Here is a 15,508-nt window from a genome sequence, read left to right as displayed (position 1 = left end):
CCAGCCCTGCTCGATCGCGCGAGGCATGGGGAGTGCGGGGTGCGAGGTGCCGGGGGTACGAGGCGCGAGGCGCGGGAGTGCGAGGCACGAGAGTGCGGTGTGCGACGCGCGGGGTGCGAGGTGCGAGGCGCCGGGGGTACGACGCGAGGTGCGAGGCGCGAGGCGCGGGGTTGGCGATCTGCTGCGAGCGATGCCCGGTCTAGGTGGACAGTTTTCGGCGCATGACGCCCGATTCAGCCCGGTCGGAGCGGAAAGTGTCCGCTCCGACCGGGCTGGCCTTCAGGCTGATCGGCGTGGCGCTGATCTTGCGGTCATCATTGCGATTGAGTGTGTATACACCGGTGAATCGGCCTGTGGCTCAACGGGTTTCGTCTTCAGAGACGTTCACACCCGATCATCACCGCCCGCGCCAGCCGCCCGAATCGACCCCGCCGGGAATGGGCGCGGCGGGCGAGTACGGCTCGCGTGTGAAGACGTAGCTGATCAGCTCGAGGTGGTCGACGGTGCCGTCCGGTCCGCGGACTGCTCGGAGACGCTCGCCCGTGTAGTACCCGTCGAGGCCGATCCACGTGTCCTCGCCCTCGGGGCGGAAGCGGGAGGTGCGGCCGCCGTGGGCGAGGGCCTTCAGTTCGAGCCAGCTGTCGGCCCGCAGGTGCAGGGCGATCGAGGCCGAGCCCCAGTACCAAGGGCCGGTGAGTGCGAGCAGTGCCGGATCGGCCGACTCCGCGGGCAGCCACTCCTCGGGCATCGAGGGTTCGTGCTCGGCCAGGATGTCCAGCATGGCGAGGTCGAGCCGGCCTCGGATGCCGCCGTAGGTGGTGTTGGACAGGAAGAGCACGCCGGTTCGATCGGCCGGGTCCGCCCAGACCGTGGCGATGAAGCCGGGCATGGCCCCGCCGTGCCCGACCAGCCTGCGACCGTCGTGCCTGCACAGCTGCACGCCGAGTCCGTATCCGTTCACCCATTCGTCGCCGTCGATGACGGTGGCGGGTTCGCGCATCTCCTCCCAGGTGTCCTTCGACAGCACGGGATCGGTTTCACCGGCGAGGAAGGCCGTCCATCGGGCCAGGTCGTCGACGGTCGACCAGAGCTGTCCGGCCGCGCCCATCGCGCCGTGGTCGTGCGCGGGTTCGGGCAGCACCACGTCGGCCCACGGGTGTACCGCCCAGCCGGTGGCGTGCGGGGCGACGGCCGACGGAGTGGTGCGGTCCATGCCGAGCGGGGCGAGCACCTCGGCGCGCACGGCGTCGAACCAGCTCTGCCCGCGCAGGCGGGCGACCAGCTCGCCCAGCGCGGCGTAGCCCACATTGCTGTAGTGGTGCCGACGGCCCGCCCGGTGCAGCACCGCCTCGCCGTCCAGGCTCGCGGCCAGTTCGTTCCAGTGGCCGCCGGGGGTGCGTTCCCACCAGTCTCCGGTGGACTCCGCGCGGACCCCGGCGGTGTGCGCGAGCAGCTGGGCGATTGTCCTGTCCCCCAACGGAGTTCCGGGTATGTGTCGCTCGAGCGGGTCGGAGAGGTCCAGCTTGCCCTCGTCGCGCAGGCGCAGCACCACCGTGCCCACCATGGTCTTGGTGATCGAACCGATCCGGTACTGCGTGTCGGTGTCCGGGCGCGCCGCGCTGTCCACCCGGCCGCGCGCGTCCCACCAGGCCAGCTCGCCGTCCCGGACCACGGCGGCGACCAGCGAAGGCACCCGGTACTCCGCCTGCTCCACCGCGAGCCGGCGCGTCAACGCACGCGCCGTCGTCGGCAACAGCGTGCTTCCGGGCATTCGGCACCTCTTCTCCGTCAGTGAACTCTGGGCCAACTCGCCCACTATCTATATAGCGCAGGCGTGCGTTCGCCCTGACGTTCTGGCCGTGCCGCGCGCATGCACCGAGTGCCGCCGTCCGGCCGGTCGCCGACGCAGCGCTCCGGACCACACCGATCTCACCGCCGGTGGCGAGTTCCCACTCGGGGCTGTGACCGAGCAGGAACTGGCGGACCAGTGCAGGCTGGGCTTCTGCACGCAGTTTGGGTGTGGCAACCGAAACGGTTGTGGCGCTTACCTATTGGAAGCGCCACAACCGTTCGGAGCGCGGCCGTACGCCGGATCGAGCCGCGAACGGGTCAGGCGTCCGCGACGAAGGAGTCGAGCAGCTTGCGGTAGAGGTCGCCGAAGCGTTTGCGGGCCGCCTGCTGCTCCGGGGCGAGCCCCTCGGTGAACTCGGGCGCGTAGACGACGAGGTGCGCGTCCTCCTCGGGCGCCTGCGGCATCAGGTCGATGATCTGACTGCCCTGGTCGGTGACGGTCGGCATGCCGAAGTCCACGGTGGCCAGGGCCTTGGTCTCGGCCAGCGCGGCGGCCAGCACCTCGGGCGGGATACGACCGTTGACCCGCTTCGGCAGGTTCTCCGGATTCCGTTCCGGGGCAAGGGCATCCGGCGTCTTCACCGCGCGACCGTCGCCGGACACCTCCAGCTGCGGCCGCAGATCTACCCTGGTCTGCCATCCGTTCGGAATGGTGGTCAGCGTGAGCAACGCCAGCGGCGACGAGACCGGCGCGTGCGCGCTCGGTAGATCGGCCGGATCGGCGGTCGCGGCGCCTGCGCCGACCGCGAGCGTCAAAACGGCAACCAGCAGTGTCGCTTTCGTTCCTCGCATCAATCCATTCTCCCGCGATCCGTGCCGAGCCCGGCGATCCGCGGGACGCCCGGCGTATCGCTGAAGGGCGCCCCGCGCTATTCGGTCCCCGCGATGATAGCCGCCGCGCCGCTCGGGTTGTCGCAGTGCGGCAGCGGGTTTCAGCGCAACGCCGGCGGATTCTTCAGGTCCGTGGCCGAATACGTGTCGCACGCCTTCACCTGTCCGGTGCGGTATCCGGTGAGGAACCACTTCTGCCGCTCCTGCGAGTCGCCGTGCGTGAACTTCTCCGGGTTCACCCGGCCCTGTGCGGCGCGCTGGATCCGATCGTCGCCGACCGCCGCTGCGGCGGACAGCGCGTCGTTGATGTCGTTGTCCGACAGCGGCTTCAGGAAGGGCTGGTCGGAGCCCGGCGCGGGGGTCTTGTCCGCGAAGTGGGCCCAGAGCCCGGCGTAGCAGTCGGCCTGCAGCTCGGTGCGCACGGCGGCGGAGTTGGGGCCCTGCGGATCGCGCTGGGCGCGGCCGATATCGCCGAGCTGGTTCTGGATGTGGTGGCCGATCTCGTGGGCGACCACATACTCCTGGGCGAGCGGTCCGCCGCTGGCGCCGAAGCGGTCGACCAGTTCCTGGAAGAAGCTGACGTCGAAGTAGGCGGTCTGGTCGGGCGGGCAGTAGAACGGGCCGACCGCGCTGGTGGCGTTGCCGCACCCGGTGCCGACGGCGCCCGAGAACGGCCGGACCTTCGGCTCCACGTAGCGCTGGCCGGTCTGCTTCGGCAACTCGGTGGACCACACCGAGTCCAGGCTCTGGATGGTGAGCGCGACACGGCAGTCGACGTACTTGTTCGCGCTGGCGCCGTCGGTGCAGTGCTCCGGCAGACGACCGGGGCCCGGCTGCACCTGCGAATCCTGGGACCCGGTGAGATCGCCGATCAGTGAGCCGGGATCGCCGCCGAGCAGCAGCGCCAGCACCAGGATGATGAGTCCGCCCGCGCCGCCGCCCAGCGCTATCTTGCCGCCTCTGCCCGGGCCGCCACCGCCGCCCCACGAAACCCGGTCCGGGTCGATCTGCATGCCCTCGTTGAAGGTCATCTTCGTCGCTCTCTGTGTTGTCGCCTGCACGGGCGCCGCGTGGTCTAAAGCTTGACACAGGCTGGGCGGGGTCTCTTTCCACCCGGCGGACGTGTTTCGCTACGCCTTCGGGATGCCACGCCCGGGGCGATTCAACCGCGCGTGCGGCGACGGATTCCGCGACGCGCCGGTGCCGGTATCGGCGGGCGCGTCGGAAAGGTGCTCTCGCACAGTGTCATCGGAAAAGTTGGCAGCTGCCAACTGTGCCCCGGGGTGCTTGTGTCCGGAGGGGGCGATTGTTAATGTCCATTCCTGCGGGAGTTATCAATCGGGGGATGGGAATTACGCCATCCGGAGAAAATCGGAGTATTCAGATGACCTTCAATGATGGCATTCAGATAGAGCCGTGCACGGTCGGAGTCGCGGGCTGGTCCTGCACTCCCACACCCATCGACGGCGAGCGCACGGGCGAGACGTGGTGCCGCCACGACACGGGCGAATGCTATGGTCGCCCGTGCTGCAGCATCCCGCAGCCCATCGCCTACGCGTCGGCGTCGACGTCACTACAGCCCGACAATGTGTCCACGTTCGCCCTGGTCGGAATTCTGCTGATATTCCTCGTGCGCCGCACGGTGTGGAAAGTGTGGAATATTGTCGGCGGGCCCCGATTGTTCACTCGGCGTAAAGCTGTGTGATTTCGCCGAACGCCTTTATTGCGGGCACCCACCGTGACCGTTCCGAGCAGCCGCACAACTTCTGACTTACCGCACCACGACTCGCCGTCCTGACACGCGTGCGGATGTCGAAAGGTGTGCGGCTGCCGGAACACCCCATATCGGTTTTCGGCTGAGCGGACGGGCTGGCTACGATGACTAGCGCACCTGGCCACTGCCTGCCGGGGCGAAGTCGTCGAAAGGAACCCTGTGCTGCGCACCCACTTGGCTGGTTCGCTGCGAAGCGAGCATGCCGGTCAGACCGTGACCCTCACCGGATGGGTGGCCAGGCGGCGTGACCACGGTGGCGTGATCTTCATCGATCTGCGCGACGCGTCGGGAGTGTCGCAGGCGGTGTTCCGCGAGGGCGAGCCGGCCGAGCAGGCCCATCGGCTGCGCGCCGAGTACTGCGTGCGGGTCACCGGCGTGGTCGAGCTGCGCCCGGACGGCAACGAGAACCCGGAGCTGCCCACCGGCACCATCGAGGTCAACGTCACCGAGCTCGAGGTGCTCAACGAGAGCGCGCCGCTGCCGTTCCAGCTGGACGAGCAGCCCGGCGAAGAGGCGCGGCTGAAGTATCGCTACCTGGACCTGCGCCGCGAGAGCCCGGCGCACGCGATCCGGCTGCGGTCCAAGGCGAACGCCGCCGCCCGCGCGGTGCTCGCGCACCACGAGTTCGTCGAGGTCGAGACGCCGACGCTGACCCGTTCGACCCCGGAGGGCGCCCGCGACTTCCTGGTGCCCGCCCGCCTGCAGCCCGGCAGCTTCTACGCGCTGCCGCAGAGCCCGCAGCTGTTCAAGCAGCTGCTCATGGTCGGCGGCATCGAACGCTACTACCAGATCGCGCGCTGCTACCGCGACGAGGACTTCCGCGCCGACCGGCAGCCCGAGTTCACCCAGCTCGACATCGAGATGAGCTTCGTGCGCCAGGAAGACGTGATCCTGCTTGCCGAGCAGATCCTGGCCGCGCTGTGGAAGCTGATCGGCTACGAGATCCCGACCCCGATCCCGCACATGACCTACGCGGAAGCCATGCGGCGCTTCGGCTCCGACAAGCCGGACCTGCGCTTCGGCATCGAGATCACCGAGTGCGCCGAGTACTTCAAGGACACCCCGTTCCGGGTGTTCCAGGCCGAGTACGTCGGCGCGGTCGTCATGCCCGGCGGCGCGAGCCAGCCGCGGCGCCAGCTCGACGCCTGGCAGGAGTGGGCCAAGCAGCGTGGCGCCAAGGGTTTGGCCTACGTGCTGATCAACGAGGACGGCACGCTCGGCGGCCCGGTCGCCAAGAACCTCAGCGACGCCGAGCGCGACGGCTTGGCCAAGCACGTCGGCGCGGAGCCGGGCGACTGCGTGTTCTTCGCGGCCGGTCCGGCCAAGGCGCAGCGCGCGCTGCTCGGCGCGGCGCGCGGCGAGATCGCCCGCAAGGTCGGACTGATCGACGAGAACGCGTGGGCGTTCGTCTGGATCGTGGACGCGCCGATGTTCGAGCCCGCCGCCGAGGCCACCGCGAGTGGTGATGTGGCGCTTGGGTATTCGGCGTGGACAGCGGTGCATCACGCGTTCACCTCGCCGAAGCCGGAGTCGGTCGACACCTTCGACACCGACCCGGGCTCCGCGCTCGCCTACGCCTACGACATCGTCTGCAACGGCAACGAGATCGGCGGTGGCAGCATCCGCATCCACCGCCGGGACGTGCAGGAACGCGTCTTCAAGGTGATGGGCATCAGCCACGAGGAGGCGCAGGAGAAGTTCGGATTCCTGTTGGACGCCTTCGCTTTCGGCGCACCGCCGCACGGCGGCATCGCGTTCGGCTGGGACCGGATCGTCGCCCTGCTCGCCGGCCTCGACTCGATCCGCGAGGTGATCGCGTTCCCCAAGACCGGCGGCGGCGTCGACCCGCTGACCGACGCGCCCGCGCCGATCACCGCGCAGCAGCGCAAGGAGGCGGGCTTGGATGCCAAGCCCGCGCCGAAGGAGGAGACTGCGGCGAAGGCCCAGTCGGCTTCGTAATTGCGGCGGAGGTGGCGCGGTTGGCGTCGTAACTGCGGCGGACGCGGGACTGCTGGCATCGTGGCCGCCGCGGAGAGGCGTGCTGTCGGCGTCGTAACTGCGGAAGTGGCGCAGCCGGCGTCGTGTCCGCCGCAGAGGGGCGCGCAGCCTGCGTCGTATCTCCGGCGAAGGTCGCGCAGTCGGTGTCGTATCCGCCGCGAAGGGCTGGGCTGCTGACCTCGTATCCGCGGCGAGAGTCGCGCAGTCGGCGTCGTATCCACAGCAAGGCCACGCTGCTTGTGTCGTAACCGCCACGAACGCCGCGCAGCCAACGTCGTATCCGCGGCGAAAGGTCGTGCTGTCGGCCTTATCCACGCGAAAGGGCGCACTGCCTGCGTCGTGACCCGCAGCGAAGGCCGCGCAACCTGCGTCGTAGCGGCGAACGGTACCTTCTGTTCAGTCGACCCCGCCGGGCGACACTGACCACGAGGGGATCCGTTGCTGCATCTGCGCATGATCAGTCCGCCGGAGACGACCGGGGCGGTGCTGGGCGTGCTCGCCGCGAATCCGGGCGCTACGCATGTGACCCTGGCTCGCGGCGTCGCGGTCGAACCCGCCGGCGATCTCATCCAGGCCGACGTCGCGCGCGAGGTAGCCAACGACGTGCTGGCCGAGCTGACCGAGCTCGGCATCGACCACACCGGCGGCATCACGCTCGGTCCGGTCGAGACCGTGCTGTCCGATGCGGGTGACCGGGCGGTCGAGGCCGCGCCGGGCGACCCGTCCGACGCGGTGGTGTGGGACGAACTGCTCGCGCAGGTGCACGAGGAGTCGACGCTCAACTCCACCTTCCTCGCGTTCCTCGCCATCGCCTGCCTGCTGGCCGCGATCGGCGTCGCCACCGACTCGCCGGTGACGATCGTCGGCGCGATGGTCGTCGGCCCGGAGTTCGGGCCGCTGGCCGCGTTCGCGGTCGGGTTGGTGCGCCGCGACTTTCGGCTCGCGCGCCGGTCGGCGCTCGCGCTCGCGGTCGGGTTCCCGGTGGCCATGCTCATCACCCTGGCGGCGACGCTGGTGTGGGAGCAGTTCGGCTGGATCACGCTGAACGGGGTGGAGAGCGTGAAGAATGTCGACTTCATCTACGAGGTCGGGCCGTTCTCGCTGGTCGTCGCGCTGCTGGCCGGGGCGGCAGGCATGCTTTCGCTGGTGACCGCGAAGTCGGCGGCGCTGGTGGGCGTGTTCATCTCGGTGACGACCGTGCCCGCAGCCGGGTTCGCCGTGGTCGCGGCCACCGTGGGGCAGTGGCACATCGCGTTCATGTCCGCGGGTCAGCTCGCGGTGAATCTGGTCGGGATCATCGCGGCGGGTGTGCTCGTGCTCCAGCTCCGGCCTCGCGCGGGCAACGAGGCCGGGCCGGTGGCGCGTTTCGAGCGGTGGATCGGAATGCGTTCGCTCGTGGGCAAATAGCGGTCAGATCATCGCGACCGGGCCGCCGGTGAGGATGCGGTAGGCGTAGGTCACCGCGATCACCGCGACCGGGCCCGCGACCAGCAGGCCGAGGCCGCACAGCAGCGCGCCGACGAACGTCACGAACAGCACGGAGAGCGCGAGCAGCAGCACCGGCCACACATTGGTGACCACCAGCGTGGCGCTGGACTTGATCGCCTCGAACGGCCCCTCGTTCTGATCGACCACGAAGTGCAGCGAGAACATGCACAGCACACCGACGATCAGACCCGGCACGATGCACAGTGCCGACCCGAGGAAGGTGAGCGCGAACGCCAGCAGGGCGGTGATCAACACATTGCCCGCGTTCACGAACCGGAAGTACGACCCGAAATGCGGTGGGTTGCCGTCGGTTTCGTACAGCGCCCCGCGCACCATCGCGGCCTGCAGCAACCACACGGCGGCCAGCACCGCGAGGAAGATCAGCAGCAGGGGAAACATCGTCGTCGGATCGGTCAGCTGCACGACGAGCACGAACGCGAGATAGATGACCAGCCCCGACGCGATCACCCCCATCCACGGCCCCGGATTCGAGCGAAACTTCGCCCAGCCGTAGCTGAAGGCCTGGCCCACGTCGAGGGTGCCCGGCGCGGAGGTGGCGGCCTGCTGGTAACCGTAGATCGGTTGTCCAGCGTCGGTGCCCTGCGGGATACCGCTCTGTGGTTGACCGTAGGGGGTATCGCCTTGCGGCGGAGGGGATCCCGCGCTGGGCGGCATGGAGCCTGGAGGAGTGCTGCCGGGCGGTGCCGCGCTCGGCCCCGTGCCCGTCGGACCGTAATTGGGTTGGGCCGCGTAACCAGGCTGAGGTGCGTAACCGGGCTGTGCTTGGTAACCGGGCTGTGCTTGGTAACCGGGCTGTGCTTGGTAACCGGGTTGTGGTTGGGAACCAGGCTGTGGTTGGTAACCGGGCTGTGGTTGATAGCCGGGCGCGCCCGGAACGTCCGGTCGGGCAGGGTAGCTGGGTTGGGCTACATAACCAGACTGGCCAGTATTTTCGGCTTGGACGGGATAGCCGGGCTCGCTCTGATAAGCGGGCTGCGCTGGATTGCCGGGCTGCCCTTGGGAACTGACCTGCGCTGGATTGCCGGGCTGATTCTCGTATCCGGACTGCGAGGGGTCGCCCGGCCGGCCCGGATAGCCGAGCGGGCCTTGGTAACCGGCGTCAGCTGGGCTGCCCGGCTGGCCCGTCTTGCCGGACTGTGCCGGATGACCGGACAGCGCTGGGTCCCCGGATTGCGCTGGATCACCGAGTTGGCCTTGGTAACCCGATTGAGCAGGACCGCCAGGCTGCCCTGGATAGGCTGGCCGGCCTTGGTATCCAGGCTGGCCGGGATCACCGGGTTCGGCCTGATAGCTGGGCCGAGCTGAATCATCGGGCCTGCCGGTCTGACCCGAATACCCGGACTGGCCTGAATTTTCAGATTGCGCCGGGGCGCCGGGCTGGCCCTGGTGACCGGATGGACTGCCGGATTGCGCTGCTTCGCCGGGTTCACCTTCGTACGCGCGTTCCGCTGCCTCTTCGGATTGCGACGGGTTACCGGGCTGGGCTTGGGAACTCGCCTGGGCCGAACCTCCGGGCGGTGCTGAGTTACTCGGCTCGCCTCGATGGCTTTCCTGAACGGTCTGCTGCGGAGATGCTACCGGCGGTGGCGGTTCCAGGGGAGCGCTGCCGGGATGCGGCGCGCCGGGACCCTCGGATCGCGGGGCGTCGGCGGAGACTGGGCCTTGGCCGACGCCCGGGGTGGGGGAGCCGGGCGCGGGGGGCTCGTGCTGGGCCGAGCGCGCCGCGGGGCGGTCGTCGTGTCCGCGGTCGGGAGCGTCGCCAGCTGAGTCGTGGGGCGGGGGTGGCGGTGTGCCGGTCATGCCATAGACCTTTCCACTCAACTGGTTTGCGGTGTGGCGCAGAGCAGTTGACGATGGGCAGTGGACGTTGAGAAAGCTTGACGGGTGCAATCGTGTCAAGCAAGCGGCACTCGTCCCGTAACCTCGAGAGAGACACGCCGAACGACACGGAAAGGTTGTGTATCCGCTCGCTAGAAGTGACCTGATGCGAGTAACTTGAAGGGCGATGACCGCACTATTGGCCGAACGCGCCGCCGAAGTCGTGTCCGCAGCGCAACAGTTGCTCACAAAGCGAATGGGTGCTCCGGTAAAGCTGAGCGATCCGATCGAACTCAGCGGTAGTGGTAGAACGACGGTTCTCCGTGTGCGTGTGGCGGAAAACGCCTTCTCGTTGCCGCGCACGCTGATCGTGAAGCAAGTTCGCGGGCACTCGCTCGACCGCACCACCGGCGGTCTCGCCCCCGGCGTCGCCAGCATCGACTCGGCGTTCCTTCGTGAAGCGGTGTCCTATCAGTTCACCACCGCGTTGAGTCGCGAACAGCGGCCCGGTGCGTACCTGATCGCGCACAGCCTGCCCGAACGACTGCTGATCCTCAGCGATCTCGGCGAGAACTCGCTGCTCACCCAGATGTTGCAGTCCGGCGCCGAGCCCGCGACCCGGAACGCGATGATGGCGTTCGCGCAGGCGCTCGGCCGGATGCACGCTGCGACCGTTGGCCGCGAAGCCGATTTCGTCGCACTCCTTCGGCGTGTCGACGTGGTGCATCGCGTGGATGGCATTGCCCAGCAGGCCGAATCGGCGATCGCCGAGGTGCCCGGCTTGTTGCAGCGCGAGCTGGGCATCACGGTGCCCGGCGAGATCGCCGAACGGATCGTGCGCGGTAACCGACTGTTCTCCGCCGGGCGGTTCCGCGCGTTCAGCCCGTCGGATCTGTGCCCCGACAACGTGATTCTCAACGAGGAGGGCGCCCGCTTCCTCGACTACGAGTGGGGTGGATTCCGCGACGCCACCCTCGATATCGCCTACGCGCTGGTCTCGTTCCCCGGCTGCCTGTGCGACTTCGAACTGTCCAGGGAGCGGGCCAGGCAGATGGTCGAGGCCTGGCGCGCCGAGGTGGTCGGGGTGTGGCCGGCGCTGGCCGACGACGAGGTCATGTCCGAGCGGATCCTCGAGGCCCGGCTGATCTGGGTGTGGTTGTCCACCTACTGGTTCCTGCCCGCCGACCACACGCGCATCGCGGCGGCACGCGAGCACGGGCTGTCCGTGCCGCGCTCGGAGGCGCTGATCAACCGGTGGGCCGCGCTCGCCGAGGACGCGCGCTGCACCGGTGACGACATCGTCGGCGACTTCGCCGAGGATGTGTCGGCGATGCTCGAAGAGCGCTGGTCCGAATAGAATTCACCGATTGCGGAATTTTCGCTTTCCGCGGATGCGTCATTGAAAGTTTTTATCCGCTGAGGTGTCGGTGCTGCACGGATAATGCAAGTACTCCGGCAGTTCGCCGTTTTCGGGCGAATTGAGCGCGGCTGCGTCGCTTTTCGTTCGACGAACCTCGCTCGTGCAGTCTATTTCGACGGGGTTCGGGATATCCGAGGACCATGGAATCGGGGGCCGGTGCTCGCGGCCTGGTGGCAGTACGCTGAGGTGTTCCGGACCACGGGGTTGGAGAGGGGTGGTCACCGTGAATGCTGTGCTGTGGATAGTCATCGCGGCCGGTCTGGTCGGAGCCGTGTTCGCCGTGCTGGTCGTGCGACGCCGGGGAAGTGTGAGCGACGATCCGCTGACTCGCGCCCGGCAAGCGGGCAGCGTGCTGAGCACGCAGCTCGAGAGTCCGCGAAGCCGGCAACGGCGCAAGAAACGCGACTTCGCGGACAAGACCATGGGCGAGGCGGGCACCGACTCCAGTGCCTACGGCGGAACCGGACTCGGCGGTGGATGCGGTGGCGGCGGCCTGTAGTGCCGTCGGCTCGACGGTTCACAGTGCAGTGAAAGGGGCGATCTGATGGCCTATGTAGTGCTCGCGATTGCGGTCGCGATAGTGATCGCCACTGCGCTTGTGCTGGTCGTGCGTCGGCGGACGCTGCGTGCCCAGGCCGGGGACGTCGACGCACTGACCCGCGCCCGCCAGTCCGGCAGCGAGCTGAGCGCTCAGTTGAACGGTCGGCGACGCAAAAAGCGCGGCGAGGCGAGCGGGTGGGCGCTCGGCAGCATTGGCATCGGAACCCTCGGCGGCGGTTGCAGCGGCGGTGACAGCGGAGGTAACGGGTGCGGTGGAGGAGGCGGCTGCGGCGGTGGAGGAGGCGGTTGCGGCGGTGGAGGAGGCGGTTGCGGCGGCGGGTCTTAGTGACCGTTGGAGCTAGTAGCGGCTGCTCGTCGTAATCGGTTCGCGCTGCGGCGAATCTGTGCGGCATCGGCATCGGCATCGGCATCGACTTCTTGGCGACAGTCGCTGCGGTGACGGCGAGGCATGGTCTCAGCGGCAGCTGCGGATCGGTTCCGTGTGGACGCGCCCGCGACGGAAAGGCGGCTGCGCTGAGATCGTCGAAGACAGACTCGTCGGTGTGCGGTTTGTGCGACGGCAGGATGGTCCATCCGTGCGGCGCGTGCGCTTGCGCCGCGCATGATCGCCGTGCAGTGTCCTTGCGGCCTTGCGGCCTTGCGGCCTTGCGGCCTTGCGGCCTTGCGGCCTTGCGGCCTTGCGGCCTTGCGGCCTTGCGGCCTTGCGGCCTTGCGGCCTTGCGGCCTTGCGGCCTTGCGGCCTTGCGGCCTTGCGGCCTTGCGGCCTTGCGGCCTTGCGGCCTTGCGGCCTTGCGGCCTTGCGGCCTTGCGGCCTTGCGGCCTTGCGGCCTTGCGGCCTTGCGGCCACGCGCAGCCTCTGTCGGTCATGGGTGAGCGCATCCCGCGGACGTGACCGGCCGCGCCAGGTGGGGAGGTGCATGTCATGGATCTGACCGCACAGGTCGGTGCGGTCGTAATCGGTTGGTGCTGCGGCGCATTCATGCGGGACCGGCCTCGGCTCGTGTCGGTTGTCGCAGTGACGAAGGCGGCGGTGGAGGCGGCTCTGGCGGCTGCCGTGAGTCGGTTGCTGCGGCCGATCGTAATCGGTTGGTGCTGCACCGAATCCATGCGGCATCGGCATCCGTCAGCGGCGGGTGTGGCGGTGACGATATCGGACGCGGTAGGTGCGGGCGCGGGGTGTAGCAGTTGCTGTCAGGCGTGATCGGTTGGTGCTGCGGCGGTGGAGGAGGCGGTTGCGTGGTGGGTCTTGGCGGCTGCTGTCGAGCGTGATCGGTTGCTGCTGCGTCGTATCCATGCGGGCCGGCGTTCGATCCTCGGGCGTCGCGGTGACGGCGACGGGGCGGTTAGGTTGCGAGGCGGTGGAAGCGCCTACTGCTGCTGCGGAAGGTTTTAGCGGCTGCTGCGGTGATGGGTTCCGGTTGGTGGCGGCTGCCAGTCGTTTCCGGCTGCGTCCCGATGGCGTGGAACCTGCTGACCAACCGCTCCGACGCCAAGGCCGCGTTCCCCGGATTTCCTTGGCACCACACTGCAACTCGCCGACCGCGGCCTGCTGCAATCCGGCAGCGGCACCGGCGATGCAGCCCGTTAGCTCACCGGTGTCGCGCGGGGCTCGATCCTCCCGCCGGATCGGACGGCGAGCGAAGACGCGTGGCGCACAGGGGAGTTCGGGTCGGTTACGTCGAGGAGGTAGAACCAGTCCATCTGGGTTTGCTCGGCGGTGACCTCGAGGACGCCGTAGCCGTGGGAGTCAAGTTCGACGTAGCGCAGATGCCGGTTGACGCCCTTGATCGACTCCGCGATGGGGGCCGAATTCAGTTTCAGCAGATCGCCGACGCTGGTCGAGGTGATCGACGGGACGACGAACTCGGCCCCGGCGGTCGCGCCCGCCGGGTAGTTCGCGGCGTCCACGGGAAGGTCCGCGGCCCAGGAGGAGTGGATGTCGCCGGTCAGGAACACCACGTCGGAGACCTGCTGCTCGGTGATCGCGCGGAACAGCCGCTGCCGGTCTGCGGTGTAGCCGTCCCACTGGTCGCCGTTCACGGTCAACCCGGCCTGCGGGAGGCCGAGCGTGCCGGTGATCGCCGCGGTGGTGGCCGGTTCGAGCGGCGGGAAGACCAGCGGCGCGATCATCACGGAGTTGCCGACCAGCTTCCAGCGCACCGGCGCGGACGCCAATCCGGCCGTGAGCCAATCCATTTGGGCCTTGCCGGTGATGGTGCGGGCCGGATTGTCGGTCTCGCGCCAGCCCGCGCCCGGCTTGGCCTCCTGGTCCCGGTAGCTGCGCAGGTCGAGCATGGACAGTTCGGCGAGCGTGCCGAACCTCAGTCGGCGATAGATCTGCACCTCCGACCCGGAACCCTTGGCGCGCACCGGCATCCACTCCAGATACGCCTGCGCGGAGGCGGCTTTGCGGGCCTGCCAATCGCCCTCGGTGACGGGGTCGTGGTTGTTCGCGCCGCCGGACCAGGAGTTGTCGGCGGATTCATGGTCGTCCCAGGTGCAGATGAACGGCTGGCGCGCATGCAGATTCAGCAGGTCGGGGTCAGTTTTGTACTGCGCGTGGCGGATTCGGTAATCGGCGAGGCTCACCGTCTCGTTCGCCGGCTCGTGCGGGCGCACGGTGCCGTTGCGGCCGCCGTACTTGCCCCGGCCGTACTCGTAGATGTAGTCGCCGAGATGCACGATGGCGTCGAGGTCGGTGCGCGCGGCCAGGTGCCGGTACGCGCCGAAGTAGCCGGCCTCCCAGTTCGCACAGGACACGACGCCGAATCGAAGCCGTTCCGGCGCATCGGAGATCGCGGGCGCGGTGCGCGTGCGCGCGGTCGCGGAGGTTTCGCCGAGCGCGCTGAACCGATAGAAGTACACCGTCCCCGGCGCGAGCCCGGAGACGTCGACCTTCACGGTGTGGTCGGAAGACGCTGTCGCCGTGACACTTCCGGACGCCGCCAGTGTGGCGAACCCCTCGTCCTCGGCGACTTCCCAACGCACACTGGTCGATTCGCCGACGCCCGAACCCGGCGTCGCCTCCTCCGACACGGTGACCCGCGTCCACAAAATCACCCCGTCCGGCAGCGGATCCCCCGACGCGACTCCGTGCCGAAACACCCCACCCGCCGCCTGCGCCCCCGCGGTGCTCAGCAACACCGCCGCCCCCGCGACCGCACTGCCTTTCAGCAGGGTGCGCCGCCCGAAGAACCCGAACGAAGATTCTGAAACGACCACGTTTTCAGCCACGACCATTGATCACATCCGATAACCACCCCCCACGCAAATCGACCCGCCGCCAAGCCACACGTTGCACTCTTTCTCGGGACTCGCACCCACTGTCGGGCCCTATAGCGAGTGCGGATCCCGAAAGAGAGTGCGGCGCCCCGGAAGGTGCGCCTGTGGCCCGCGCAACCCGTACTTCGCCCAGCCCGCTCGTGCAGGTGCTGGACCTACGACCCACGCGCCGCGCCCACGCGTCAAGCTGCCTCGCCTCGGGCTCAGGTTCCCGCCTCCTGCGCCACGCGTTGCACTCCTTCTCGGGACCTGCACCCCCTCTAGGGCCCAATAGCGAGTGCGGATCCCGAGAGAGAGTGCGACGCTCCAGAGGGCGCGCCTGTGGCCCGCCCAACTCGCACTTCGCCCAGCCCGCTTGCGCACTTGCTGGACCTATGACCCGCGCGCAGCGTCCACGCGTCAAGCCGCCCACATCTAGCGTCTACGCGCCATGCTGTTCGCGTCGCCAAATGCATGTTCTCGCC

11 protein-coding genes are annotated in these 15,508 nt (G+C 68.6%); 6 read left to right on the top strand and 5 right to left on the bottom strand.

What is annotated here, in order from left to right; all coding sequences use genetic code 11:
* Window positions 1-397: 397 nt before the first annotated feature.
* The 3 genes from ON39_RS19885 to ypfJ all read right to left on the bottom strand — a co-directional run bounded on the left by ON39_RS19885 (window position 398) and on the right by ypfJ (window position 3,713).
* Entirely contained in the window at window positions 398-1,771 is a 1,374-nt protein-coding gene (locus ON39_RS19885; RefSeq protein ID WP_040736494.1) for a serine hydrolase domain-containing protein, read from the bottom strand.
* A 338-nt stretch (window positions 1,772-2,109) separates the two neighbouring features.
* A complete protein-coding gene (locus ON39_RS19880) occupies window positions 2,110-2,643 on the bottom strand; it encodes a hypothetical protein (protein WP_040736493.1) in 534 nt (177 codons plus the stop codon).
* A gap of 140 nt (window positions 2,644-2,783) precedes the next feature.
* Window positions 2,784-3,713: a KPN_02809 family neutral zinc metallopeptidase gene (ypfJ, locus tag ON39_RS19875; protein WP_040736492.1), complete on the bottom strand. Its 930-nt coding sequence runs from the start codon at window positions 3,711-3,713 to the stop codon at window positions 2,784-2,786.
* Between the two features lie 353 nt (window positions 3,714-4,066).
* Between ypfJ and ON39_RS47420 the strand changes: the two genes are divergently transcribed.
* The 3 genes from ON39_RS47420 (at window position 4,067) to ON39_RS19865 (ending at window position 7,861) form a co-directional block, all read left to right on the top strand.
* Window positions 4,067-4,387, top strand: coding sequence for a hypothetical protein (locus tag ON39_RS47420; protein ID WP_083894556.1), 321 nt, complete (start codon window positions 4,067-4,069; stop codon window positions 4,385-4,387).
* Between the two features lie 228 nt (window positions 4,388-4,615).
* Window positions 4,616-6,415, top strand: a complete 1,800-nt coding sequence (gene aspS / locus ON39_RS19870) for an aspartate--tRNA ligase (protein WP_040736491.1) — start codon at window positions 4,616-4,618, stop codon at window positions 6,413-6,415.
* Between the two features lie 477 nt (window positions 6,416-6,892).
* Window positions 6,893-7,861, top strand: coding sequence for a DUF389 domain-containing protein (locus ON39_RS19865; protein WP_040736490.1), 969 nt, complete (start codon window positions 6,893-6,895; stop codon window positions 7,859-7,861).
* Between the two features lie 3 nt (window positions 7,862-7,864).
* Here the strand turns inward: ON39_RS19865 and ON39_RS19860 are convergent, their stop codons facing one another.
* On the bottom strand, window positions 7,865-8,617 hold the full coding sequence (locus ON39_RS19860; protein ID WP_246003146.1) for a DUF2189 domain-containing protein: 753 nt from the start codon (window positions 8,615-8,617) through the stop codon (window positions 7,865-7,867).
* Window positions 8,618-8,863: 246 nt separating this feature from the next.
* Here ON39_RS19860 and ON39_RS48890 point away from each other — a divergent pair, with 246 nt between their 5' ends.
* From ON39_RS48890 to ON39_RS19840, 3 genes are all read left to right on the top strand, one after another.
* Window positions 8,864-9,268 (top strand): hypothetical protein, encoded by a 405-nt coding sequence (locus ON39_RS48890; protein WP_246003147.1) that lies wholly within the window; start codon window positions 8,864-8,866, stop codon window positions 9,266-9,268.
* A gap of 700 nt (window positions 9,269-9,968) precedes the next feature.
* Window positions 9,969-11,138 carry a phosphotransferase family protein gene (locus tag ON39_RS19845; RefSeq protein WP_040736487.1) on the top strand — a complete coding sequence of 390 codons (1,170 nt, stop codon included), beginning with the start codon at window positions 9,969-9,971 and terminating at the stop codon, window positions 11,136-11,138.
* 286 nt (window positions 11,139-11,424) lie between these two features.
* Window positions 11,425-11,700 carry a hypothetical protein gene (locus ON39_RS19840; protein WP_146251331.1) on the top strand — a complete coding sequence of 92 codons (276 nt, stop codon included), beginning with the start codon at window positions 11,425-11,427 and terminating at the stop codon, window positions 11,698-11,700.
* A 1,646-nt stretch (window positions 11,701-13,346) separates the two neighbouring features.
* Here the strand turns inward: ON39_RS19840 and ON39_RS19835 are convergent.
* Window positions 13,347-15,002, bottom strand: coding sequence for an alkaline phosphatase D family protein (locus ON39_RS19835; RefSeq protein WP_040736484.1), 1,656 nt, complete (start codon window positions 15,000-15,002; stop codon window positions 13,347-13,349).
* Window positions 15,003-15,508 lie beyond the last annotated feature (506 nt).

Source organism: Nocardia tenerifensis NBRC 101015, assembly GCF_000308715.1.
In the GTDB taxonomy this organism is placed as follows: Bacteria; Actinomycetota; Actinomycetes; order Mycobacteriales; family Mycobacteriaceae; genus Nocardia; species Nocardia tenerifensis.
Note: the sequence above shows the minus strand (reverse complement) of the source record. Positions and strands in the feature narration are given on the sequence as shown.

What these genes read in the sequence shown, in the direction of transcription:
- ON39_RS19885 (WP_040736494.1), bottom strand. Translation starts at nt 1,771, where the DNA reads ATGCCCGGAAGCACGCTGTTGCCGACGACGGCGCGTGCGTTGACGCGC.
- ON39_RS19880 (WP_040736493.1), bottom strand. Translation starts at nt 2,643, where the DNA reads ATGCGAGGAACGAAAGCGACACTGCTGGTTGCCGTTTTGACGCTCGCG.
- ypfJ (WP_040736492.1), bottom strand. Translation starts at nt 3,713, where the DNA reads ATGACCTTCAACGAGGGCATGCAGATCGACCCGGACCGGGTTTCGTGG.
- ON39_RS47420 (WP_083894556.1), top strand. Translation starts at nt 4,067, where the DNA reads ATGACCTTCAATGATGGCATTCAGATAGAGCCGTGCACGGTCGGAGTC.
- ON39_RS19860 (WP_246003146.1), bottom strand. Translation starts at nt 8,617, where the DNA reads ATGCCGCCCAGCGCGGGATCCCCTCCGCCGCAAGGCGATACCCCCTAC.
- ON39_RS19845 (WP_040736487.1), top strand. Translation starts at nt 9,969, where the DNA reads ATGACCGCACTATTGGCCGAACGCGCCGCCGAAGTCGTGTCCGCAGCG.
- ON39_RS19835 (WP_040736484.1), bottom strand. Translation starts at nt 15,002, where the DNA reads ATGGTCGTGGCTGAAAACGTGGTCGTTTCAGAATCTTCGTTCGGGTTC.